The organism is Sphaerisporangium rufum (assembly GCF_016863395.1).
Taxonomy (GTDB): domain Bacteria; phylum Actinomycetota; class Actinomycetes; order Streptosporangiales; family Streptosporangiaceae; genus Sphaerisporangium; species Sphaerisporangium rufum.
The window spans coordinates 145,995-168,895 of sequence record NZ_BOOU01000014.1 but is presented as its reverse complement, the minus strand read 5'-3'; the positions used below and the strand labels follow the sequence as shown (position 1 = coordinate 168,895).

Annotated in this window: 24 protein-coding genes; 11 read left to right on the top strand and 13 right to left on the bottom strand. The window is 72.6% G+C overall.

Annotated elements, in window-relative coordinates; genetic code table 11:
- The 4 genes from Sru01_RS35360 to Sru01_RS06280 all read left to right on the top strand — a co-directional run.
- The coding region (locus Sru01_RS35360) for a sensor histidine kinase (protein ID WP_239136994.1) at positions 1-1,558 on the top strand (1,558 nt) is incomplete at its 5' end.
- Positions 1,559-1,621: 63 nt separating this feature from the next.
- Entirely contained in the window at positions 1,622-2,047 is a 426-nt protein-coding gene (locus Sru01_RS06290) for a roadblock/LC7 domain-containing protein (protein ID WP_203982910.1), read from the top strand.
- Entirely contained in the window at positions 2,044-2,394 is a 351-nt protein-coding gene (locus Sru01_RS06285) for a DUF742 domain-containing protein (protein WP_203982909.1), read from the top strand. The genes Sru01_RS06290 and Sru01_RS06285 overlap by 4 nt, the downstream gene beginning before the upstream one ends.
- A complete protein-coding gene (locus tag Sru01_RS06280; protein ID WP_203982908.1) occupies positions 2,375-3,022 on the top strand; it encodes a GTP-binding protein in 648 nt (215 codons plus the stop codon). The genes Sru01_RS06285 and Sru01_RS06280 overlap by 20 nt, the downstream gene beginning before the upstream one ends.
- 17 nt (positions 3,023-3,039) lie before the next feature.
- Here Sru01_RS06280 and Sru01_RS06275 read toward each other — a convergent pair whose 3' ends face one another.
- The 5 genes from Sru01_RS06275 to Sru01_RS06255 form a co-directional block, all read right to left on the bottom strand.
- The gene (locus Sru01_RS06275; protein WP_203982919.1) at positions 3,040-4,581 is read right to left on the bottom strand and encodes an acyl-CoA carboxylase subunit beta; all 1,542 of its coding nucleotides are present in this window, start codon (positions 4,579-4,581) and stop codon (positions 3,040-3,042) included.
- Between the two features lie 176 nt (positions 4,582-4,757).
- Positions 4,758-5,795, bottom strand: a complete 1,038-nt coding sequence (locus tag Sru01_RS06270; RefSeq protein WP_203982907.1) for an NAD-dependent epimerase/dehydratase family protein — start codon at positions 5,793-5,795, stop codon at positions 4,758-4,760.
- 158 nt (positions 5,796-5,953) lie between these two features.
- The gene (locus Sru01_RS06265) at positions 5,954-6,940 is read right to left on the bottom strand and encodes a helix-turn-helix domain-containing protein (RefSeq protein WP_203982906.1); all 987 of its coding nucleotides are present in this window, start codon (positions 6,938-6,940) and stop codon (positions 5,954-5,956) included.
- A gap of 135 nt (positions 6,941-7,075) precedes the next feature.
- Positions 7,076-7,540 (bottom strand): MarR family winged helix-turn-helix transcriptional regulator, encoded by a 465-nt coding sequence (locus tag Sru01_RS06260; protein WP_203982905.1) that lies wholly within the window; start codon positions 7,538-7,540, stop codon positions 7,076-7,078.
- A gap of 30 nt (positions 7,541-7,570) precedes the next feature.
- Positions 7,571-7,708, bottom strand: a complete 138-nt coding sequence (locus Sru01_RS06255; protein WP_203982904.1) for a hypothetical protein — start codon at positions 7,706-7,708, stop codon at positions 7,571-7,573.
- 297 nt (positions 7,709-8,005) lie between these two features.
- Here Sru01_RS06255 and Sru01_RS06250 point away from each other — a divergent pair, with 297 nt between their 5' ends.
- Positions 8,006-8,443, top strand: coding sequence for a MarR family winged helix-turn-helix transcriptional regulator (locus Sru01_RS06250; protein WP_203982903.1), 438 nt, complete (start codon positions 8,006-8,008; stop codon positions 8,441-8,443).
- A gap of 6 nt (positions 8,444-8,449) precedes the next feature.
- Here the strand turns inward: Sru01_RS06250 and Sru01_RS06245 are convergent, their stop codons facing one another.
- The 3 genes from Sru01_RS06245 to Sru01_RS06235 all read right to left on the bottom strand — a co-directional run bounded on the left by Sru01_RS06245 (position 8,450) and on the right by Sru01_RS06235 (position 11,352).
- Positions 8,450-9,478 carry a hypothetical protein gene (locus Sru01_RS06245; protein ID WP_203982902.1) on the bottom strand — a complete coding sequence of 343 codons (1,029 nt, stop codon included), beginning with the start codon at positions 9,476-9,478 and terminating at the stop codon, positions 8,450-8,452.
- 215 nt (positions 9,479-9,693) lie between these two features.
- Positions 9,694-10,122, bottom strand: coding sequence for an SgcJ/EcaC family oxidoreductase (locus Sru01_RS06240; protein ID WP_203982901.1), 429 nt, complete (start codon positions 10,120-10,122; stop codon positions 9,694-9,696).
- 45 nt (positions 10,123-10,167) lie between these two features.
- Positions 10,168-11,352 carry an acyl-CoA dehydrogenase family protein gene (locus Sru01_RS06235; RefSeq protein ID WP_239136991.1) on the bottom strand — a complete coding sequence of 395 codons (1,185 nt, stop codon included), beginning with the start codon at positions 11,350-11,352 and terminating at the stop codon, positions 10,168-10,170.
- A gap of 369 nt (positions 11,353-11,721) precedes the next feature.
- On the opposite strand from Sru01_RS06235, the gene Sru01_RS06230 reads away from it, so the two are divergent.
- Positions 11,722-13,338 carry a 4-hydroxyphenylacetate 3-hydroxylase family protein gene (locus tag Sru01_RS06230; protein WP_203982899.1) on the top strand — a complete coding sequence of 539 codons (1,617 nt, stop codon included), beginning with the start codon at positions 11,722-11,724 and terminating at the stop codon, positions 13,336-13,338.
- A 131-nt stretch (positions 13,339-13,469) separates the two neighbouring features.
- Here the strand turns inward: Sru01_RS06230 and Sru01_RS06225 are convergent, their stop codons facing one another.
- The gene (locus Sru01_RS06225) at positions 13,470-14,033 is read right to left on the bottom strand and encodes a CGNR zinc finger domain-containing protein (RefSeq protein WP_203982898.1); all 564 of its coding nucleotides are present in this window, start codon (positions 14,031-14,033) and stop codon (positions 13,470-13,472) included.
- Positions 14,034-14,151: 118 nt separating this feature from the next.
- On the opposite strand from Sru01_RS06225, the gene Sru01_RS06220 reads away from it, so the two are divergent.
- Positions 14,152-15,480, top strand: coding sequence for an MFS transporter (locus Sru01_RS06220; RefSeq protein WP_203982897.1), 1,329 nt, complete (start codon positions 14,152-14,154; stop codon positions 15,478-15,480).
- A 47-nt stretch (positions 15,481-15,527) separates the two neighbouring features.
- Here the strand turns inward: Sru01_RS06220 and Sru01_RS06215 are convergent, their stop codons facing one another.
- On the bottom strand, positions 15,528-16,481 hold the full coding sequence (locus tag Sru01_RS06215; RefSeq protein ID WP_239136989.1) for a cyclase family protein: 954 nt from the start codon (positions 16,479-16,481) through the stop codon (positions 15,528-15,530).
- A gap of 269 nt (positions 16,482-16,750) precedes the next feature.
- Between Sru01_RS06215 and Sru01_RS06210 the strand changes: the two genes are divergently transcribed.
- Both Sru01_RS06210 and Sru01_RS06205 read left to right on the top strand, forming a co-directional pair.
- Positions 16,751-17,122 (top strand): YciI family protein, encoded by a 372-nt coding sequence (locus Sru01_RS06210; RefSeq protein WP_203982896.1) that lies wholly within the window; start codon positions 16,751-16,753, stop codon positions 17,120-17,122.
- Between the two features lie 43 nt (positions 17,123-17,165).
- Entirely contained in the window at positions 17,166-18,392 is a 1,227-nt protein-coding gene (locus Sru01_RS06205; protein WP_203982895.1) for an RNA polymerase sigma factor, read from the top strand.
- A gap of 105 nt (positions 18,393-18,497) precedes the next feature.
- On the opposite strand, the gene Sru01_RS06200 is transcribed toward Sru01_RS06205, so the two are convergent.
- Positions 18,498-19,226, bottom strand: coding sequence for a phytanoyl-CoA dioxygenase family protein (locus Sru01_RS06200; protein WP_203982894.1), 729 nt, complete (start codon positions 19,224-19,226; stop codon positions 18,498-18,500).
- Positions 19,227-20,415: 1,189 nt separating this feature from the next.
- Between Sru01_RS06200 and Sru01_RS06195 the strand changes: the two genes are divergently transcribed.
- On the top strand, positions 20,416-21,015 hold the full coding sequence (locus tag Sru01_RS06195; protein WP_239136987.1) for a YdcF family protein: 600 nt from the start codon (positions 20,416-20,418) through the stop codon (positions 21,013-21,015).
- Between the two features lie 200 nt (positions 21,016-21,215).
- Positions 21,216-21,425 (top strand): hypothetical protein, encoded by a 210-nt coding sequence (locus Sru01_RS06190; protein WP_203982893.1) that lies wholly within the window; start codon positions 21,216-21,218, stop codon positions 21,423-21,425.
- A gap of 242 nt (positions 21,426-21,667) precedes the next feature.
- Here Sru01_RS06190 and Sru01_RS06185 read toward each other — a convergent pair whose 3' ends face one another.
- Together Sru01_RS06185 and Sru01_RS06180 are read right to left on the bottom strand one after the other, a co-directional pair.
- Positions 21,668-22,534 carry a phytanoyl-CoA dioxygenase family protein gene (locus tag Sru01_RS06185; RefSeq protein WP_203982892.1) on the bottom strand — a complete coding sequence of 289 codons (867 nt, stop codon included), beginning with the start codon at positions 22,532-22,534 and terminating at the stop codon, positions 21,668-21,670.
- A 48-nt stretch (positions 22,535-22,582) separates the two neighbouring features.
- Positions 22,583-22,861 (bottom strand): phosphopantetheine-binding protein, encoded by a 279-nt coding sequence (locus Sru01_RS06180; RefSeq protein ID WP_203982891.1) that lies wholly within the window; start codon positions 22,859-22,861, stop codon positions 22,583-22,585.
- Positions 22,862-22,901: the final 40 nt, after the last annotated feature.

Genomic DNA, 22,901 nt, shown 5'->3' with positions numbered 1-22,901 from the left:
GTCGGCCGTGGAGCTCGCCCAGCAGCGGCTCCCCCGGCTCGTCGACCGGCTGCGCCGGGGTGAGGACGTCGATCCGGCGACCGAGGCCCCCGACATCGAGTCCGCCGGCACCGCGGAGGTGGACGGCGTGGTGCACGCGTTCTCCGCGGTCCAGCGCACCGCGGTGGAGGCGGCGGTCGGGCAGGCCGCGCTGCGCAAGGGCGTCGGCCAGGTGTTCCTGAACCTCGCCTGGCGCAACCAGGGCCTCCTGCAGCGCCAGCTCGCGCTGCTGGACACCATGGAGCGCCGGGTCGAGGAGCCGACGATCCTGGAGGACCTCTTCAAGCTGGACCACCTCACCACCCGCATGCGGCGGCACGCGGAGAACCTGGTCATCCTGTCGGACGCGACTCCCTCCCGGCGGTGGCGCGAGCCGGTGTCGCTGTTCGACGTGATGCGCAGCGCCGTGCTGGAGGTCGAGGACTACACGCGGGTGATCGTCCCGCCGATGCCGAACGCCCCGCTGCTGAACGGCGCCGCGGTCGCCGACGTGATCCACCTGATCGCCGAGCTGGTGGAGAACGCCACCGTCTTCTCGCCGCCGGAGACCGTGGTCACCATCCGGAGCATGGTCGCGGCCAACGGCTTCGCCCTGGAGGTCGAGGACCGCGGCCTGGGCATGACCGACGCCACCCTGGAGCAGATCAACGCCAGGCTCGTCAACCCGCCGGAGTTCGACCTGGTGGACAGCGACCGGATGGGCCTGTTCGTGGTGGCCCGGCTGGCGGCCCGGCACGGCATCAAGGTCAGCCTGCGGCGCTCTCCCTACGACGGCACCACCGCGATCGTGCTGCTGCCGTCGATGCTGCTGGCCGGCCAGGGCACCCCGGCGGACGGCGCCGCGGAGCGACTGCCGCAGGATCCCCCGCCGGTGCGGGCCATCGGCGCCCTCCGGCAGCTGAGCGCGGCGCCGGAGGCCCGGCCGCGGACGCTCGCCGAGATGCTGGGCGAGCCGGCCCCCGCGCCGGAACGCCGATCGGACTGGTTCGCCGCCGAGCGCCCCGACCCGACCGGCCCCATCCCGGTCACGCCCGAAGCGCCGGGCACCGCCCCGGCCGGCGGCGTCCCGAACGGCGTCCCGAACGGCGGCGTCCCGAACGGCGCCCACCACAACGGCGCCCACCGGAACGGCACGCCGCAGAACGGCGGCCCCGCGAACGGCACCTACCAGAACGGCGCCTACCAGAACGATGCCTACCAGGATGGCGCCTACCAGAACGGCGCCATCGACGGCACCGTCCCGAACGGCGGCCACCACAACGGCACCCTCCCCTACGGCGACACCGGCGAGGTGCCCGCCGGCACCGAGCTGACGGACGCGGGGGACGATGACGACCTGGACGGCCTGCCGGTACGGGTGCGGCAGGCCAGCCTCGCCCCCCAGCTCCGCCGGCCGGAGCCCGGCGAGCCGCGCGACGTGACCGCGCGGTCCCCGGAGGAGCTCATGTCGCTCATGTCGTCGATGCAGCAGGGCTGGCGGCGCGGCCGCGACGACACCGGCCGCACCGGCCCGGTGTGAGCCCCGACCCAGGACCCCGCAGGCGTCAACGCGTCAACGCGTCACCGAAAGGAAGGCATCACGATGCCCGATCCCAGACCTGAACTGAGCTGGCTGCTGGACGACCTGACCCAGCGGGTGCCCGGCATCCGGCACGCCATCGTGCTGTCCGCCGACGGGCTCGCCATGGGCGGATCACGGGCACTCACCCGGGAGGACGCCGAGCACCTTTCGGCCATCTCGGCGGGCAGCCACAGCCTCGCCCTCGGCGCCGGACGGCACTTCGGCCTCGGCGGCGTCCGGCAGACCATCATCGAGCTGGAGGACGGCTTCCTGTTCGTCACGGCGGCCGGCCAGGGGGCCAGGCTGGCGGTGATCGCCGCCGGGGACGCCGAGCTGGGCATGGTGACCTACGAGATGGCCCTGCTGGTGAAGCGGGTCGGCGAGCACCTGTCCACCCAGCCGCGGGCGGCCGCCCCGGCGCCGGCCTGGAACGGGGCACGACGGTGACGGGAGACGATCCCGGGCCGCTGGTCAGGCTCTTCGGGCTGACCGGCGGCCGCGCGCGACCACCCGGAGAGGACTTCAACCTGGTGGCCATCGTCACGACCGTCCCCACCGCCCACGCGCAGGGCGACCTGTCGCCGGAGTACCTCACGGTGCTGGCGATGTGCCGCAGGCCGACGCCGGTGGCGGACGTCGCGGCGCAGCTCCGGCTGCCGCTCAACATCACCCGGGTGATCCTCGGCGATCTCCGGTACGAGGGCCTGGTGACCATCGACCGACCCCGGCCCGCCACACAGGCGATCGACGAACGCATCTACAGGGAAGTGCTGCATGGGCTACGCAGCCTCTGAGCCGGCGACCACCGGGACCACCCCGGCGATGGCCATCAAGATCCTCATCGCCGGCGGCTTCGGCGTCGGCAAGACCACCATGGTGGGGACGATCAGCGAGATCCGGCCGCTGCACACCGAAGAGCTGCTGAGCGAGCGCGGCGTCGGCGTCGACGACACCTCCGGCGTGGAGGGCAAGACCACCACGACCGTCGCGCTCGACTTCGGCCGCATCACCATCCGGGAGGGGCTCTGGCTCTACCTGTTCGGCACCCCCGGCCAGGACCGGTTCTGGTTCATGTGGGACGAGCTGGCGCTGGGCGCGCTCGGCGCCGTCGTGCTGGCCGACACCCGGCGCCTGCAGGACTGCTTCCCCGCGGTGGACTACTTCGAGCGGCGCGGCCTGCCGTTCGTGGTGGCCGTCAACTGCTTCGACGGCGCGCGGCGGCACGACCCGGCGAAGATCCGCCGGGCGCTGAGCCTGGACGGGGTGGCGCCGATCGTGCTGTGCGACGTGCGCGACCTGGAGTCGGTGAAGAACGTGCTGACCACCCTGGTCACCTACGCGGTCGGCGGCTCCTTCGGCGACCGCCTCCCGCCCCGCGACGGCTTCACCCACCCCCCCGCCGCCCCGGCCCGTCCTTCCTGACCGTCACCCCGGGAGGGTCACAGCGGGACGTTGCCGTGCTTGCGCTGGGGGGTGGGCTTGCGCTTGTTGCGGAGCATGGCCAGGCCCCGGGCGACGGCGGCCCGGGTCTGCACCGGGTCGATGACGTCGTCCACCAGGCCGCGCTCGGCGGCGTAGTGCGGGTGCATGAGCTGCTCGGCGTACTCCTCGACCAGTTCGGCGCGCAGCCGGGCCGGGTCGGCGGCGGCGGCGAGCTCCTTGCGGAAGATGACGTTCACCGCGCCCTCGGCGCCCATCACCGCGATCTCGTTGGTCGGCCAGGCCAGCGACAGGTCGGTGCCGATGGTGCGCGAGTCCATCACGATGTACGCCCCGCCGTAGGCCTTGCGCACGATGACGTGGATCCGCGGCACGGTGGCCTCGCAGTAGGCGTACAGCAGCTTGGCGCCGTGCCGGATGATGCCCGAGTGTTCCTGGTCGACGCCGGGCAGGAAGCCGGGGACGTCGATGAGGGTGACGATGGGGATGCTGAAGGCATCGCAGAACCGGACGAACCTGGCGGCCTTCTGCGCGGCGTCCACGTCCAGCACGCCGGCCAGCACCATGGGCTGGTTGCCGACCACGCCGACGACCTCGCCGTCGATGCGGGCGAGCAGGCAGATGACGTTCTGCGCCCAGTTCTCGTGCATCTCCAGGTACTCGCCGTCGTCGACCAGCTCGGCGACGACCGCGCGCATGTCGTAGGGCCTGTTCGGCTCGACCGGGACGATGTCGGCCAGCCGGGGCCGCAGGTCGGTGGTCGCGTCACACTCCGGTGAGCGGGGTGGGTACTCCAGGTTGTTGGCCGGGAGCATGGAGACGAGGTAGCGCACGTCGGCCAGGCAGGCGTCCTCGTCGTCGTGCACGAACGTCGCCACCCCCGACCGGCGGCCGTGCACGTCGGCGCCGCCGAGCTCGGCGTGGGTGACGCGCTGGCCGCTGACCGCCTCGACGACGTCCGGGCCGGTGAGGTACAGCTGGGCGGTGTCGCGCACCATGAAGGCGAAGTCGGCCAGCGCCACGGTGTACGCGGCGCCGCCGGCGCACGGGCCGAGCACCACGCTGATCTGCGGGATCACTCCGGACGCCTGCACGCTGCGCTGGAAGATGCCGCCGTACCCGCTGAGCGAGACCACGCCCTCCTGGATGCGGGCGCCGCCGCTGTCGATCAGGCCGATCAGCGGCGACCCGGTGGAGATCGCCAGGTCCATCACCTTGTGGATCTTGGAGGCGTGCGCGGCGCCCAGCGAGCCGCCGAAGATGGTGAAGTCCTGGGCGTACACGAAGACGCGGCGGCCGTCGATGGTGCCGGAGCCGGTGACCACGCCGTCGGTGTGCGGGCGGTTCTCCTCCATCCGCAGCCCGTGCGCCTGGTGCCGCCGGTACATGTCCAGCTCGATGAACGAGCCCTCGTCCAGCAGCGCGTCGATCCGCTCGCGCGCGGTGCGCTTGCCGAGCCGGTGCTGGCGGGCGACTCCGTCCGCACGGCCGGCCAGGATGTCCTCGCGCAGCTCATGGTGCCGGTCGCGCAGCGCGCGCATGGTGCGGCGCGGCGGGTCCAGCGGCGGCGGGGACGCGCCGGGTGCCGGGCCGTCGGCGGGGCGCGGCACCGGCACCGGGACGAAGTCGAGCTCGGCGACCCCGGACGGGGCCGCGGGCCGGACCCGGTCGAGCTGCGGGCCGGCGGCGATCCGGTCGCTCATGGCGGCATCTCCCCTCATCGCGCTCCTACGGACGCCAGATCCGGGCGCACCGCGCCCGCCTGGCGGGCGGTCAGGTGGCCGCTGTCGCGCAGCCACCGCACCGTGTCGCCCACGGTCTCGGCGAGGGGCCGGGGCGCCAGGCCGCCGGTCGGGGCGTGCTCGGCCACCCGGACGGCGCAGGCGCAGGTGTAGATGGCCCCGTACTCGGCGGGGATGTGCCAGGGCCACACCCGCTGCAGCCGGTCGGCCAGCCACCCCACCGGGAGCATGGCCCGGGCCGGCAGGAACACCGCCGGCAGCCGCCGTCCGGTCACCGCGCGCAGCGCCGCGACGTACTCGCGGGTGGTCAGGTGGCGGCCCGGGCCGAAGTACCGGCCGGCGGCGCCGTCGAGCAGCCGGGCATGCAGTGCCGCGGTGTCGCGCACGTCGCCGACCGGGAAGCCGCCGGCCGGCCACATGGGCGTCAGGCCGCGCAGCACGTCCCGCAGCCGGGCGGTCTGGTCGCCGAGGTTCGGGTCGTGCGGGCCGAGCAGCGCGGGCGGGTAGGTGATCACGACCGGCGCCCCGTCCGCCTGGTGGCGGCGGGCGATCTGTTCGGCGGCGGCCTTGGTCGCCATGTAGGTCTCCCGGGGCCGGCCGACCGGCGAGCCCGCGTCGAGCACCCGGGCCGGGGACGCCGGATACAGGGCGACGATGCTGGAGACGTGCACGATCAGGCCGGCGCCGGCCCGGCGGGCCTCGCCGAGCACCACCTCGGTGCCCCGCTCGTTGACCGCCCGCATCTCGGCGTGCCGCCGGCTGTCGAAGGAGTAGACCGAGGCGGCGTGCAGCACCGCGTCCGCGCCGCGCACCGCCGCGCGCACCGCGCCGGCGTCCCGCACGTCGCCCGGCACGGTGTGCACGGCGCCGGGGTCCACGCCGAGCGGCGCCAGGGCGCGCGCGGCCCGGTCGGGGTCGCGGACGAGCATTCTCACCCGGTGGCCGGCCCCGGCGATCGCGGCGACCGAATGGGCGCCGACGAATCCGGTGCCACCGGTCACGGTCACCAGCATCAGACCATCTCCTCAGGATCTACACCAGTGAAATGCCTGCGCCTACGCCATGTCATCTCCGATCGTGCCGTGGGCGACCCGGCATAACACCGGGAAACGGGCATGGTGCACCGCGATGGCGACCTGGAGAAATGGTGATCAGGCCGTGGAAACGGCCGTCAAATCCAATTCTCCTCCTTGGCCCGCAGCGCGGCCTGGAAACGATTGACCGCGCCGAGGCGGGCCATCAGGTCGGCGACGTAGCGGCGATAGGTGCGCACCGAGACGTCGATCTCCCGGGCGGCGATCTCGTCCTTGTCGGCGGTCGCCATCACGGCGAGGACCCGGCGCTCCAGGTCCGACAGCAGCGGCGCGTCGCTGCTCGGCTCGGTGAACTCACGCAGGTCCTTGGCGGCGTCCCACACGCCGTCGAAGTAGGTGACGAGCTGGGAGACCAGGCCCGGCTCGCGCACCAGCAGCGCACCGCGGGCGCTCTCCTTGGGATGGATGGGCACGACGGCGACGCTGCGGTCGAAGATCAGCATCCGGTCCATCGGGTCCTCGGTGATGTGGATCTGGCCGCCCAGGCTGACGATCTCGCGCAGGTAGGCGGCCATGTCCGGGTCGTCCAGCGCCTTGGGGTGGTAGACGGCCTTGACGGCGAGGCCGCGGCGCAGGGACCGGGTGTCCAGCGGTAGCGCGGTCTCGATGGCACCGCGCGACAGCGGGCCGCCGGGGTGCAGGCACAGCGTCTCCTTGTAGGAGAAGAACCCCAGGTCGTCCAGGCGCTGGCGCACCTGCTCCAGGCCCTCGACCCGCTCGATGCCGAGCGCCGTGGCGGAGCTCTCGCCCTGCCGCTGGTCCTCGATGAAGGAGGAGATGGAGTCGCGGGCGGCCAGCACCCGGCGGATCTCGGCGTTCAGCTCGGCCAGGCGCTGCTCGATGAGGCGTTCGATGCCGATGCGCGGCTCGACGGCGACGATGCGGTGCCGGTCGTCGATGTCGAGGAGGGCGAGCCGGCCGAGGGTCTCCACCGCGGCCTCGATGGTGTCGGGGTCGAGGTCCAAGGCCTGCCGGGCCGAGCCGATACCGTCACCACGGTTGCGCAGGAAGTGGCGGTAGATCTGCTCCGCTTCCGCGGAGACACCGATGACCGAAATGTCCATGGCACGCCTCCTGGCCATGTACCTCGAACCCAGGGGACCTCGGCGGTCCGCACCCTCGCCTGGCATTCCACGGATATGCGTATTTACAAACTATCAGAGAGTCAGACGGTCCGGACAACTTCCCGAGTGCGCCGCTCACGCCGGGCCCTCACCGGCCGGCGGGGCGGCCAGCAGGCCGAGGATGCGGTCCAGGTGGGCCCGGTCGCGGCGGCCGAGCCGCCCGGCGAACCGCTCGTGCACCTCGGCGGTGAGCGGGTGCAGCACGTGGGCGAGCAGCTCCTGCCCGGCGCCGGTCAGCTCGATGGCGTAGGCCCGGCGGTCGGCCCGGTCGCGGCCGCGGGCGACCAGCCCGCGCTCCTCCAGCACGTCGACCAGGTGCACCATGGTGGACCGGTCGACGGCGAGCCGCCGGCCGATCTCCTGCTGGGACAGCGGCCCGGCCTCCTCCAGCACGACCAGCACGCCGTACTCGCGCCAGCGCAGCCCGGTGGCGCGCAGCGCCTCCTCCAGCCGCTGGTTGAGAGCGCGGGCCGCGTCGTTGAGCAGCCAGCCGGTGGACCTGGCCAGCAGCCGCGCCTGCTCCTCCTCGCTCACGCCCATCGGCGCTCCGATCGGCAGGAGGGGCGGATTTCACGGATCGCGCCGCTCATCGGCCTGCGACTCCTCCCAGGACACCACGATCTCCCGCACCTCGGACCACACCTCCGGCAGCGCGCGCAGGTCGTCCCACGTGGTGCCGGCGGCCCGGCCGAACCGTCCTGCCGACATGGAACCCTCCTCGCCACGAGCGGCCGCGGGGCGCGGGGCGAACCCGCGGGCACCTTGCATATATTAGGCAGCATGGCAGATCATCAGCTTCCCTGTCAATCAGCGATACTGACGATTGGTGACCCGTTGTTGCGCAGTGCATGTCAGCGTGTGACACTCTTTCCTATATATAGGCATGCTTGATATGGACATGCCGCACAGAACGGGACAGGTGACCACGGAAGGCAAGATGTGAGCGCTGATTCTTCGAATTCCGATGTCTCCCTGCCGCACTTCCCGTCCAGTTCGACAAGCCTTTTGCTGAGCAAGGCCAACGACCTGTTCAACCAGATCCTGGAATCGGCGGTGGAACCTTTCGGGCTGCGCTCCAAGGATTTCATCGTGCTGACCGCAATCGACTCGATGGGCCCGCAGTCGCAGCAGCAACTCGCCCGCTCCCACGGCATCGACCGGACGACGATGGTCAGCGTGGTGGACGGCCTGGAGCGGCACGGGCTGGTCCAGCGGGCACGCAACCCCGACGACCGCAGGAAGTACGCGATCGGCCTGACCTCCGAGGGGCAGGCGCTGCTGCGCCACAAGCTGGGCCCGGCGATGCTGAACGCGCTGGACACCTTCCTGGAGCCCTTCACGCCCGAGGAGCGCAAGCTGTTCAACGAGTTCCTGTGGCGGCTGGTCCACGACCGCACGCCGGCCACCGGCTCCCCCGGCGGGCCGGAGCCGGCGGGCGGCTGACCCGGCTCAGGGCACCGGGCAGGGCAGCGTCGTCCCCGGCGGCAGCGTCCGGTAGCAGGCCGCGCCGGGACAGACCACCTTCACCGGCCCGCCGGGACCGGAGACCAGCACCGGCTCGTGCCCGAACCGCCGGCAGGCCATGTCCGCCCAGCTCAGCGTCTCGTGCCGCTCCTCGAACGGCGCCAGGAGCGCCGGATCGGCCGGCAGCGCCGACCACTCCAGATAGGCCAGGTAGTCCACCTCGCGGTGCCACACCGTCAGCCGGCGCAGCGAGTCGGCGGTCGGCAGGGTGTTCCACGGCTGCGCCCGGGCGGCGACCGCCCGCAGGAACGCCTCCGCCACCGCGGCCGGCGCCGATCGGGCCGCCGCGGCGGCGATCGTGGTGCCGTCCCCGCTGAGCCCTGCGACGGCGATCTGGAACCCCGGGCCGGGCAGCACGTAGGCCGAGACGCGCAGCCCCAGGGCGGGCACCGCCGCGGCGGCACCCGGCGGGATCAGCGTGCCGAGGTGCTCCGACACCCGCAGCAGCGGTGTCCGCGGGTCGGCCCACCAGCGGGTGACCATGTCGTGGGCGAGCAGGTCGGCGATCGCGGCGTCCACCCCGCCGTCCACCACCCCGACCGAGGTCGGCTCCACCCGGCAGTCCCGCTCGCCGAGCCAGACGACCTCGGCCGGCAGCAGGTAGGGTTCCCGGCTGAGCAGCCCGGTGCCCGCGACCAGGCTCCGGGTCTCCGCCGGCGCCTCGGGCATGAAGTCGTCCAGGCACAGCCGCCGGCCGTCCGCCCCGGTGCACGGCCCCGCCCCCTCGTCCGGCAGCCGGCGCAGCACGTCCATCGCCCCGGCCCGCGCCTGGGCCTTCGCCCGGGCCGCCGCCGCGCCGAACGCGGCGGCCACGGTGAGGACCCCCGACTCCGGGTGGCCGGCGTAGGCGAGGAAGACCTCCCCGCCGAAGCACTCGGCGACCTCTTCGGGCAGCGGGGCCACCGGCCGCGGCGCCGAGAGCGCCGACCGCGGGCCGTCAGATGCAGGCGCCATCAGTCACTCCTCGCGACGGCTCCCGGACCTCCCGGGAGTCCCGTGGTGAAGCCCGTCCGGCCGTGCCCCGCGGCCGCCCGGGCCGGGGTGCCCGGGCCCGCCCGCCGGGGCGACACCGCCGGTCGCCCCGGGCACCCGGCCCGGCACCGATGGAAGACGTGCCGGATGCCCAGGTCACGAAGCCGCGGCCTGGGCACCTGCTCGCCGGTCGCCGCTCAGGCGGCGCCGCGCGGGCTGTTCTGGTACCCGGCGAGCTTCCACTCCCCCTCGTGCCGGGTGACCACCCAGGTGGCCCGGATGGCCCGCTCGGCCGCCACCTCGGTCTCGCCGGGGGCCAGCACGCCGCCCTCGGTGATGACCAGCGCGGCGTCCTGGCCGAGGAAGCGCAGGTCGATGGGCGTACCGGTCACCCGGGTGCCCTGGTAGGGGCCGGCGAACGCCGCCGCCATGAACCCCTCGATGTCGGCGGCGCCCTTGCGGTAGATGCCGGGCAGGATCATCGTCCCGTCCGGGGTGAAGACCTCGGCGAAGGCCTTCGCGTCCTGCCGGGCCCAGGCCGCGACGATGCGCCCGGGGACACCGGCCACGGCGGCGCGGTCGGCGTCGGTCACCCCGGCGGTCGCGGTGGCGGTGGGTGTGGCCATGGGATCAACCCTTCTCCGTGGGAGCGTGCTTGCGCAGGTCGGCGGTCAGATGTAGAGCGTGTTGGGCTCCAGGCCGCACAGCACCCGGCCGTACAGCTCGTCGTTGGTGTTCGGGTGCATCAGGGCGTGCAGGTTCACCGCCTGGATGTCCCGCGCGATGCGCTGGATCGGCACGTGGCTGTAGATGGACGACCCGCCGCTCGCCGCGGCGAAGGTGTCCACCGCCTCCTTGGCCAGCCGGCACACCGCGCCCATGTCGGCGCGGGCGCGGGCCCGCTCTTCCAGCGTCCACTCCGCACCGGTCTCGCCCTTGGTGTCCACCAAGGAGGACAGGCGGTGGGCGTGGAACTCGGCCTGGTCGATCTTCATGGTCGCGGCGGCGACCTGCAGGTGGGTCAGCGGCGCCTCGCGCTGGCTGGCGTACCCGGTGTAGGTGATCTTCCGGTCCGGCAGCCGCTCCAGGAACGCGTCCCGAGCGCCGCGGGCCATGCCGATCGCGCTGCCCACCGAGGAGGCCGAGGCCACCGGCAGCAGCGGCGCCCGGTAGATCGGCCGGCCGGCGTTGGACGCCGAGGCGGCCTGCCCGGACAGGATCGCGCCCAGGTGCATGACCCGCTCGGCTGGGATGAACAGGTCCTGCGCCACGGTGCTGACGCTGCCGGTGCCCTTCAACCCGGCGGTGTGCCAGTCGTCGACGATCTGCAGGTCCGACATCGGCACCAGCGCCATGATCGGCGCCGGCTCGCTGTCCGGCGCGACCAGCACGGCCACGATCACCTGCCAGTGGCTGTGCCAGGCACCGCTGATGAACGCCCACTTGCCGTTGACGACGACGCCGCCGTCGGCCGGCGCCGCCATGGCGCTCGGGCTCAGCGTCCCGCACACCCGCACGTCGGGGGTGGCGAAGACCTCGTCCTGCACGTGGTCGGGGAACAGGCCGGCCATCCAGGTGGGGATCCAGTACACCGAGGCCACCCAGGAGGTGGAGCCGTCGCCGCGGCCGAGCTCGGCCGCCACCTCGACCAGGGTGCGGGTGTCGGACTCGTAGCCGCCGTAGCGGTGCGGCACGCGCATCCGGAAGACGCCCGCGTCCGCCAGCGCCTCGATCGAATCCTCGTGGACGCGCCGGTTCTCCTCCGCCCAGGCCGCGTTCCCGCGCAGCAGCGGCACCAGGTCGGCGGCGCGGCGAACAAGCTGCTCCCGCGTCGGAACATCGGTCGTCAGCACCATGTCCTCCTTGAACAGAATCCGGCGAGAATCCGTGGGAAGCCCGGGCGCGCCGGGCGGCCGGTCCGGCCGCGTGCACCTTCCGACGGTCGCACCCGCCGCCGGGCCGCGCATCTTCCGTATTGCGAAGGCACCCCCGGCGGCGCTGGTCAGCGGGCCGGTGACCGCGGACACCGCAACGTGAGAGATGCCCGGCCGGCGTCCCCGGTGTGACGCTGGACACCCGCGGACTTCTGAAAGGTGCCCCCGCGCCGGCGGGCGGCCCGTCCCTTACCCGGGCCCGGCGCCGGCGCCCGGGCGGTCGCGGAGCCTCGCGGACGCCTCCGCGAGGACGGCGACGCCCGGCAGCCACCGATTCATCGAGGAGTTGAGGTGCGAGTAGAGGAAAGAAGTCCGGCGAACGGCCAGGACGCCGCGGCCGCCCCGGCCGCCGCGCCGGCCGACGCGCGGCCCAAGACCCGCCCGCTGACCGGTGCCGAGTACATCGACAGCCTCCGCGACGACCGGGAGATCTACCTGTACGGCGAGCGCGTCAGGGACGTCACCTCGCACCCCGCCTTCCACAACCCCATCCGGATGACGGCCCGGCTGTACGACGCGCTGCACGACCCCGACAAGCGGGACGTGCTCACCAAGCCCACCGACAGCGGCGGCGACGGGTACACCCACCGCTTCTTCACCACCCCGCACAGCGTCGAGGACATGGTCGCCGACCAGCGGGCCATCGCCGAGTGGGCCAGGATGAGCTACGGCTGGATGGGCCGCAGCCCCGACTACAAGGCCTCCTTCCTCGGCACGCTCGGCGCCAACGCCGACTTCTACGAGCCGTTCGCCGACAACGCGCGGCGCTGGTACCGCGAGTCGCAGGAGAAGGTCCTGTACTGGAACCACGCCATCGTGCACCCGCCGGTGGACCGCAACCGGCCACCGGACGAGGTGGCCGACATCTTCGTGCACGTGGAGAAGGAGACCGACGCCGGTCTCATCGTCAGCGGCGCCAAGGTGGTCGCCACCGGCTCGGCGCTCACCCACTACAACTTCATCGCCCACTACGGCCTGCCGATCAAGGACAAGAAGTTCGCGCTGGTGGCGACCATCCCGATGGCCGCGCCGGGCATGAAGCTGATCTGCCGGCCGTCGTACTCCACCATGTCCACGGTGATGGGCAGCCCGTTCGACTACCCGCTGTCCTCCCGGCTGGACGAGAACGACACCATCCTGGTGCTCGACAAGGTGCTCATCCCCTGGGAGAACGTCTTCGTCTACGGCAACCTGGGCAAGGCGCTGCTGTTCACCGGGCGGTCGGGCTTCTTCGAGCGGTTCACCTTCCACGGGTGCACCCGGCTGGCGGTGAAGCTGGAGTTCCTGGCCGGCCTGCTGCTCAAGGCCACCGAGATGACCGGCACCAAGGACTTCCGCGGCGTGCAGACCCGGCTCGGCGAGGTGCTGGCCTGGCGCAACCTGTTCTGGGCGTTCTCCGACGCCGCGGCCCGCAACCCGGTGGAGTGGAAGGACGGCGCGCTGCTGCCCAACCCCGCCTACGGCCTGGCGTACCGGTGGTTCATGCAGACCGGGTACCCGCGGATCAAGGAGATCATCCAGCAGGACATCGCCAGCGGGCTGATCTACCTCAACTCCAGCGCCGACGACTTCAAGAACCCCGACATCCGCCCGTACCTGGACAAGTACGTGCGCGGCTCGGACGGCAGCGACGCCGTCGAGCGGATCAAGGTCATGAAGCTGCTGTGGGACGCGGTGGGCACCGAGTTCGGCGGCCGGCACGAGCTGTACGAGCGCAACTACGCCGGCAACCACGAGAACACCCGGGTCGAGCTGCTGAACGCCCAGCTCGTCAACGGCGAGGCCGACGGCTACAAGGCGTTCGTCGACCAGTGCCTGTCGGAGTACGACCTGAACGGCTGGACGGTCCCGGACCTGTCGTCCTTCGACCACCTGCGCCGCATCGGCAACGGCGGCTTCGAGGCCTGACCCTTCGTTCCTCCCCGGCCACCGGCGCGCCCCCCGGCGCCGGTGGCCGCCCCGTTCCCGACCGGCCGCCCCCTACTCCGGCTATTCCCTCCGGCCCACCGGCGCGACTCCGGCGCCGGCCGCCGGGCCGTTCACGGGTCCGGGGCGCGCTTGCGCCGGCGGTGGGCGGCGACCCGCTCGCGGGAGGCGCACGCCGCCGAGCAGTAACGGCGGGCGCTGCCTGGGCCGGTGCCGAGGTACAGGGCCGTGCAGCCGGTCGCGTCGCACCGCCCCCAGGGCACCCGGCCGTACTCGGTGAGGATCTGCGCCAGGGCCAGGGCGCCGGAGGCGAGGAACCAGTCGGCCCAGCTCGCGTCCTCGCCCCGGTCGACGTGCAGGTGCCAGGGGTGGCCGCCGTGCCGGGCCAGGTGCGGGCGGGCGCCGCACTCGGCCAGCACCGCGTTGATGGCGCCGGCCGCCCGGTCGGCGTCGGTCTCGGCGAGGATACCGGCCAGCCGGACGGCGGCGGCGCGCAGGCCGGCCGCGTCGGCGGCGGTGAACGCCTCCCCGGCGAGTTCTCCGGGCGCCTCCCCGTGCCGCACCAGCAGCTCGGCCAGGGCATCGCGGGACAGGTCCGGGGCGAGCCGGACCGCGTTGACGATGTCCAGCATGCGGCGGGCCGGCCGGAAGCCCGGCCCGATGCCGGCATCGCCCATCACCGCCTCCTCCAGTCGCGGCGATCTCCGATCCGCGACCACGTTACCCGCCTTCTCCGCCGGGCAGCATGTCCTGTAACGTCTTTTCCGCGAAAGACGTTACAGGACGAAGGGCGGCATGGGGATGAGACGCTACCTGGCCACCGCCTTCCTGGCCCGGCTGGCGGCCGAAGGCGTCACGGTGGCGGTGGTCATGCTGGTGCTGGCCCGCACCGGGGACGCGGCCCCCGGCGCCTACGTGCTGGCCGCCTGGACGGCGCCGCACGTGCTCGCCGCGCCGCTGGCCGGCACGCTGGCCGCGCGCACCCCCCGGCCCCGGATGTTCTACTGCGGCGCGCTCGCCGGGTTCGCCGCCGCCGTGGCCGCGCTCGCCCTGCTGGCCGGCCGGGTGCCGCTGCCGGTGGCGCTGGCCGTCGCGGTGGCCGGCGGATGCTGCGGGCCGGTGGTGACCGGCGGCCTGTCCAGCCTCATCGCCGGCCTGACCGGGCCGGGCCCGCGGCGTGACCTCGCCTACGGGCTGGACGCCACGGTCTACAACGCCGCGTCGGTGGCCGGGCCGGTGCTGGTCGGGGTGGCCGCCGCCGCGGCCGGCGCGGACACGGCGATGGGCCTGCTGGCGGCGGTGGCCCTGGCCTCGGCCGTCGCGGCCGGCACCCTGCCGTACGCCCGCGCCCGGGCCACCTCCGCCACCGGCACCGGGCCCCGCCCCGGCACCGGCGGGAAGGCGAAAACCAGCGCAGCGGCGGGCCCTGACGCGGAAGCCGATCCCGGCACCCATAAGGGCATGGGAGCCGATTCGGGCACGGCGACGGGTCCCGGCGGGACGTCGATGCGCGACGGCCTGGTGGCCGGGCTGGTGGCGTTGTGGCGGGTCGCCGAGCTGCGGGCGATCACCGCGGCCACCTGCCTGGCGTTCCTCGGCGTGGGCGCGCTGACCACGACCACGGTGCTGCTGGCCGGGTCGATGGGGAACCCGGCCGCGGGCAGCTGGCTGATCACCGCGTTCGCCCTGGGCGCGCTGGCCGGCTCGCTGGCGGCCGCGCGCTGGGGGACGCGGCTGCCCGCGGCCCGCCAGGCGGAGCTGGGCCTGTTCGGCATCGGCCTGGCCCTCGGGGCCGCCGCGCTGACCGGCTCGCCGGTCGCCGCGGCGGCGCTGTACGCGGTGGCCGGCGTCTGCGACGGGCCGGTACTGGCCGCCACGCTGCGAATCCGCGCCGAGCACGCGCCCGAGCACGCGCGGGCCCAGGTCTTCACCGTCGGCGCCGGACTCAAGATCACCGCGGCGGCGGCCGGTGCCGGGCTCGCCGGGCTGGCCGCCACCGCGCCGCCGGCCCTGCTGCTGCTCGGCATCGCCGCCCTGCAGCTCGCCGCCGCCGCCCTCTGCCGCGCCCTGCGCCCCCGCCGCCCGGCCACCCAGCCCCACCGCGAGCACCCGGCCGCCGCCTGACCTCCGTCACCCCCGGACGAAGGCTCCGGTGCCAGGCCCGGCGGCCGTCAGAATGTCGCGATCGGGTTGACCGGGCTGCCGGAGGTACCGGCGAAGCGGACCGGCGCGACCGCGAGGTGGAAGTCCCACTGGCCGAGCTCGGCGGCCGTCGCCGCGCACGCCTCCAGGTCGCAGTTGTCCAGCAGCCACAGCCCCATCGCGACCAGGCTCACCGCGTGCACCGGCATCAGCACGTCGTCGTACCCCGACGGCTGGACGTCCTGCGGGGTGTCCGCGCCGATCAGCGCGACCTCCCGTTCGTGCAGCCACGGCAGGCAGGACGCGTGCCAGCCGGCCTGGGTGAAGCCGCCGGCCGGACCGGCCTCGTGCCGAGCACGGCCCTGGCCGGTACGCAGCAGCACCGCGTCGCCGGACCGCACCCGCACGCCTTGACGGCGCTCGGCCGCCTCGAGATCGTCGGGGTACACGCCCTCCCCAGGTTCCAGCCACGGCACGTCCCGGACCCCGGCGACGTCCAGCAGCACCCCGCGCGTGATGATCCCGTTCACCGCCGCCGTGACGGCCGCCCATGACGACCCCGTCGCGGCGTCGACCAGCGAGTGCGTCCGCCCGTTGTACAGCTGGCCGTCCCAATAGATGTGGCACGGCGCGTCGAGATGGGTGACGGTGTTGCCGTGGAAGGAGATGCCGAGCCGCTCGGACGAGAAGCCCCAGCGCCGGTCGTCGTGGAACGCGCGTGGCATGTTCTCGGCACCCGGCATGTCGGCGGCGCACGGGCACGTCGTCGTCGACCGCTCCATGTCCTCCGGTGCGGCGACCTCCCACGCGCACGACACGCTCCGGCCGTGCCGCACCGCCCGCGCCGCCGCCAGCCGGACCTCATCGGTGATGTGGTTCAGCGTGCCGCGCTCGTCGTCGTCGCCCCACCGCCCCCAGTTCGACAGCGTCTCGAAGTACCCGAGCACCTCGTCCTGTGCGGGCACCCGCCGCCCTGCCGTCATCCCAGCATCCACTCCTCCGGTCGCGGACGAACGCCGCTCCTCGACCCATGCGACGGCGAATACGTTAGCCATTCGCGCAAGCGATCGACCGGCGTCGGCCCGGACGCTGTACGGTCTTCGCACCCTTCTGAGTCTCCTCGCCGGCGAACGGAGGACCTCGCGGCGGAGGCGGCGCGAGGTTTCCCGCGGACCGTGTCGATCCGCGGGCCGCCCGTTCGACAAGTGGGTGCGAGGGCCGGGAGGCGGCCTCGCGGGACGAGGAGGACACGATGGCGAAGTACCTGCTGATCATGCGAGGCACCGACGAGTCGAACGCGGCCATGATGGCCGACATCGACGAGATGATGGCCACGACCCGGAGCTTCATCGAGGAGGCGGTCAAGGCCGGCGTTCTCCTGGCGGCGGAAGGGCTGGACGATCCGGCTCAGGGCGTCGTGGTCGACTTCAGCGGCGAGGTCCCGGTGGTCACCGACGGCCCGTACGGCGAGACCAAGGAACTGTTCGGGGGCTTCTTCCTGCTGGACGTCGCCTCCAAGGCGGAGGCGGTCGAGTGGGCCAGGCGGGTCCCGGTGGCCCGCGGGACCAAGATCGAGATTCGGCGGGTGCCCGGGAGCGACGAGGTCCCGCAGGCCGGCGCGTGAGCGTCCAGGACCGGGGCGGCTGCGAGAGCGAGGGCCGGAGCTGATGGACGCCGCCGGCGTCGAGGCCGTCTGGCGGATCGAGTCGGCGCGGATCGTCGCCGCGCTGGCCCGGTTCACCGGCGATTTCGGGCTGGCCGAGGACGCGGCCCAGGAGGCGGTGGCCGAGGCGCTGGTGTCGTGGCCGCGCGCCCGGCCGGTGAATCCGGCCGGATGGCTGATGGCCACGGCCCGGCGGCGGGCGATCGACGCGATCCGCCGCCGGGCCGCCCTCCAGGACCGATACGCCCTGCTGGCCGCCGAAGTGCCGGCCGGATCGGCGGTCGAGGAGGACATCGATCCCGACCGGATCGACGACGACGTGCTGGCGCTGATGTTCATCAGCTGCCACCCGGTGCTCTCCGCCGAGGCCCGGGTGGCGCTGACCCTGCGCGTGGTGGGCGGCCTGTCCAGCGAGGAGATCGCCCGCGCGTTCCTCGTCCCGGTGCCGACCGTGCAGGCCCGCATCACCCGGGGCAAGAAGACGATCGCGGCGGCCGGGGTGCCGTTCGAACCGCCGCCGGCCGCCGAGCGCCGGGAGCGGCTGGGCGGCGTGCTCAGCGTGCTGTACGTGATCTTCACCGAGGGGTCGACGGCCACGTCGGGCGACCGGCTGTTGCGTACCGACCTGGCGTACGAGGCGATCCGGCTGGCCCGCACGCTGGCCGCGCTGCAACCGGACGAGCCGGAGGTGCACGGCCTGCTCGCGTTGTGCGAGCTGACCGCCGCCCGCTTCCCGGCGCGGACCGGCCCGGACGGCTCGCCGATCCTGCTGGAGGACCAGGACCGGCGGCGGTGGGACATCTCGGCGATCCGCCGCGGGCTGGCCGCGCTGGCCAAGGCCTCGCCCCGCGGCCTCGGCCCCTACGGCCTGCAGGCCGCGATCGCCGCCGCCCACGCGGCGGCGCCCTCGGTCGAGGCGACCGACTGGGACCGGATCGTGGTGCTCTACGAGGCCCTCGGCCGGGTCGCGCCCTCGCCGGTGGTCGAGCTCAACCGGGCCGTCGCCGTCGCCATGGCCGCCGGCCCGGCGCGGGGCCTGGAGATCGTGGACGAGTTGATCGCCGCCGACCGGCTCCCCGGTTCACACCTGGTCCCGACCGTGCGCGGCGAGCTGCTGGCCCGGCTCGGCCGGCGACCGGAGGCGCGCGCCGAACTCGAACTGGCGGCCCGGCTGTGCACCAACCATCGCGAACGCGAAGTGCTGCTCCGCAAGGCCGCCACACTGCCCTGACCTCTCCACCGGCCGGGCCGTTCCTGGCACGGATGCCGGGCCGACCAGGCGGCCCGGCACCGCCGGCGGGCCGCCCTGCGGCCTCGGACCGGCGATTCCGGACGGTCAGCCCGCCAGTGCCTGGCCCAGCAGGTTGCCGGCGTCCGGGGTGACCGGCTGCGCCAGCAGCACCGGTCCTTGGGCCATGAACCTCGGCCGCGTCCCCCGGTGCTCGTCGGCGGCGTGCACGGTGAACGGGTGCACCAGGAAGACGTCACCCGGCTCGCCCGTGGCGTACGCCACCGGGCAGTCCTGGGTGGCCTGATCGACCACCGGCCCGGCCTTCATCGGGTCCAGCACCTGCCCCGCGAGCGCCGCTCCGGCCGCCCGGTGCGAGCCCACCCGGATCCGGGTCGGCGCGTCCTCCGGGCCCACCCGCGACAGCAAGGTCAGCACCAGCATCATCTCCGGCCGCCCGCTCACCGCGTACGTGCCGTCGGGCAGGGCCACGTTCGCGTCGATGTGCCACCCGCGGTCGTCGACCACCGCCTTGCCGGGGAACCGGACCGGGATCATGCCCAGCGCGCCGCGCGGCGCCCGGCCGCGCGCCCCGCACACCTCGTCCAGGGCCCGCGCCAGCCGAGGGCTGCGCGCCATCTCACCCATCGGCCCCTGACCGGTCAGGTCCGACGCCCACATCACCGGTTCGTCCCAGCCGGACGGGTCATCTGGAGTTCGCCCGCCGAGCTGCGCCCATGCCTGCGCCAGTGCCTTCTCGGCCAGCTCCGGAGCCACCGTCGCGGCCACCTTCACGAACCCGTCGCGGACGAAAGCCGCCCCATCGATCTCTGCCACGACGAACACGTTAGTCAGCGGCGCAACCGATTTAACGGATAGCGGCCTCTCAACCCGTACAGACCATGTTGAGACCGATCAAGGCTTACGCAACCGAGCAATGAGGGCGGGTGTCAGCAGGCTCTACACGGCCGGTCGGCCTCAAGCAGTTGACATCAGACGTGTCAGGGTGCACCATGGGAGCGTCGTAGGCAATAGCTTGCGGAAGTGAACCCGGCAGCTCTCCGGACGGTGAGTCGGCCGGGTTTCGCGTTTTAGTAAGTCTATACCTTGATTACACCTTGTATTGCCCCTCGTGTTCGACGGCGCCAGTCACCTCCTTTCCCATATGCCCACGCCAGGGCGTCTGGTACCCATAGGAGCGGTTCCAACGCCGGGCGGTCATGCCCGTACACCAGAAGGTCATGAGCGTCTGCTTTGCTCAACGCCTCGTGGATTACCAGTCGGTCCTGTCGGTCTTGGTTGCAGGATTCGATGATCAGGCGCGAGACACCCATGGCGATCAGACTCGGAACAGCAGCACGGAAGCAGTCGTCACGAACCACCCGTTGAGCGCTCTTTGCTAGCTCTGCCTGATATACATGCGCAGCTACCTCGATCCCGTCGATCATACTCAAGATCTCGCGGCGGCGACTATCGCTCTCGCTGGCCATGTGGATCCGTTGCTGCCCCGGCTTACAGAGCTTCCTCAACGCGCGCCTACTCGCTGGCAGGTCTGCTGGTGCGATCGCCACCGCACAAATGAGGTAGCCCCCCCTCGCTGACTCGTCCACGAACGCATGCTTCATGATCGGCGAGTTCCTCGGCTAGCCATCATTGTCGGTACCGGATGCCCTGCTACCGCTTTGATCGCTTATTACTTCCGCCCCTAATGGCCGAAGATCGACACTTGGGATGCCTTCATCCAAGAATCCAACCCATTCACCACATGACAGCGGTATCGAAACCGCAGTACTCCGCGAAAGCGATTCGAGGGACGATGTACGGAACGTCGCCACGTTCGGCATGGTTACCTCTAGCAACTGGGCGCCAGGTCAAGAAATCACCGTAGCACGGCCACTACAGGCTCTAACGCTTCGAATGCATACGCAGAATCCGTCAGCTTGCTCAACTAACGCCGAAACTTATTCGGAAGGTGCATAAGGTGCAGGGAATGGGCGGCCCTGGCGAAGGGTCCTAGAGTCGACGCATGCGATGGGGGACCGGGCTGATGATCGCCGGAGTGGCCGCCCTGGCCTGGGGCGAGTGGCTGAACCGGCGCTGGTCTCGGGCCTTGGTCGGCGACGGTGAGGGAACCCGCGAGGTCGTGGTCGTGCTGGGCTTCCGCAACCCCCAGGCGACGGCGAACCTCGTCAACCGATGGCGGGTCCGGGCCGGCCTCTGCTCCATCGACCCGGGCCGCGTGCACGATACCAGGGTGATCTTCACTGGGGGTGCGACCGGCGAGGCGGCCACCGAGGCCCGGGTGATGGCCGACTACGCCAAGTCGGCGCTCGGCTTCGCCGGTAACGTGCTCCTCGAGGAGGAGAGCGCGACGACGTGGGAGAACATCACGAACGTGATCCCGCTGCTCGAGGACGCCGACCGCATCAAGATCGTGTCTCAGCCGGCGCACGCGCTCAAAGCCCGCGCCTACCTGCGACGGCAGCGCCCAGACCTGGCCGGCAGGCTCGTGCGCGTTGACGACTACCGCCTCGGCGAGTGGACGATCGCCAAACCGCTTCTCGCGCTGTACGGCCTCTGGACGCTGCGGGGCCTCACGCCCGACGAGCGAAAGGTCTCGCGCTAACCCTCCAACCTGGCCCGCTGGGAGCGCGGCGAGTGCGTCCCGTGGCCGGACATGGTCATCCGGCTGGACCAGGTCTACGACGCCAAGGGGATGCTGCCACGCTGCACCAGGTGCCGGCGCGGCTGGAGGCCGCTGAATCAGCCCGGCCTCCCGGGGATGGATACCCGGATGATCCCGCATATGGCATGGGAGACAATGAGATGGAACGTCGGAACGCCCTGCGATTCCTCGCCGGCCTCGGCACGCCCAGCGCCTTCGGCGTCTCCACCGAACCTCTCCGCCACCTGCTGGACACCTCCATCGAACATGCGCACCGTTCCGTCACCCCGCCGCCCGCCCCTCCCGTGATCAGTGAGCCGTTCACCCGACGCAGCCCTTCCCGGGCCGGTTCGGGCGCGCCGGTGTTGTGAGGAGGAGGGCGGAAGCGCGAGGAACGAGCGCTTCCAACCGACGAACGAACAACACCGGCTAAAGGGCGCCCGAACCCGCGCGCGCGAAGCGCGCGCCAAACAACACTGCGCGCCTGGGCCGTAACCCCACCGCCCATCCCGCCCGGTGGCGTAGCAGGTCACCCAGCCACGTCACCCACCCCGCGCGCGGAGCATGCCGTTCTCCCGCAGCGGGCCCCTCCCGAACCCGCGCGCGCGCGAAGCTACACAGTCAGCGGGACGCCAGGGGTCGGGGCGTCGGCTTCCAGGACGACGTAGGGGTCCTCCATCTCGTACCAGCCGAGGCCGGGCGGGCAGCGGTCGTAGCCGAGCAGCCGGCGCACCTCCTCGGGGTAGGCCAGTACCGCCTCGCGCGGCACCGCGAGGTACTGGTTCTCCTCCTGGCGGAGGTTGCCCAGGTCCAGCGCGATGGTCATGCCGGTGCGCGGGGTGTCGGTGGTGTTGCGCCCGCCGCCGTGGTAGACGCCGCCCAGCCAGATCAGCCCGGACCCGGCCGGCATCTCCGTCGGGTACGCCTCGCTCTGCTCGGGGGCGCGCTCGTCGTCCCAGTGGTGGCTGCCGGGGATCACCAGGGTGCCGCCGTTGGCGGCGGTGAACTCGCTCATCGCCACCATGAGCTGCACCCGGCTGGTCGGGCCGGGGTGGCGGCGCAGGTGCAGCGCGTCGTCGCGGTGCAGCGGCTGCTTGCCCTGCCCGGAGTGGATCTCGATCAGCTGGGTGCCGCTGATCTGGATCGTCGGCGTCATCTCCACCCGGGACTTGCCGATCCACATCGGCACCGGCTGCTGCATGATGCGGCGGGCGGCACCCAGGTAGAGCGGGTGGGTGACCACCGGCGTCAGGTGCGCGGTGCGGGCGAACAGCGACGACACCCGGCGGGTGCGCTTGCCGTTGTACCAGTCCTCACCGTAGGGGCAGGCGTCCAGCGCCGGCTGGAAGTCGCTCCACAGCGCGGCGAGCGTGGCCTCGTCGACCAGGTTCTCGACGATCACGCCCCCGTCCCGCTCGAGAATCTCCACGACCTCGTCGAGGTCGGCGTCGGGGGTCACCCTGATCAGACCCGCCATCATGGACCACCTTTCGTCACTTGGTCAGCCGTACGGCGCGCCGCCGCGCGGTCACACCCGGGACGGGTCGCCGAGCCGGTCGGCGACCATGCGCGCCAGGCCGGCGGCGTCCGGGTCCTCCTCGAACAGGTCGCCCACCTCGATGCGCACGCCGAACTCGGCCTCGATGCGCGAGGTGAGCCGGTTGGCGGAGATCGACTCGCCGTTCAGCTCGAAGAACGTGGCGTCGTCCTCGCCTTCGGCCACCTGCAGGACGTCCCGCCAGATCTTCTCGACCGCCGCGGTGAGCTCCGGGCCGGCCGCCGTCGTGCCGCTGCTGCCTGTGGTCATGATGTCCTCCCGCCTGCCTGGGCAGGCCCTGTCGTGCCGT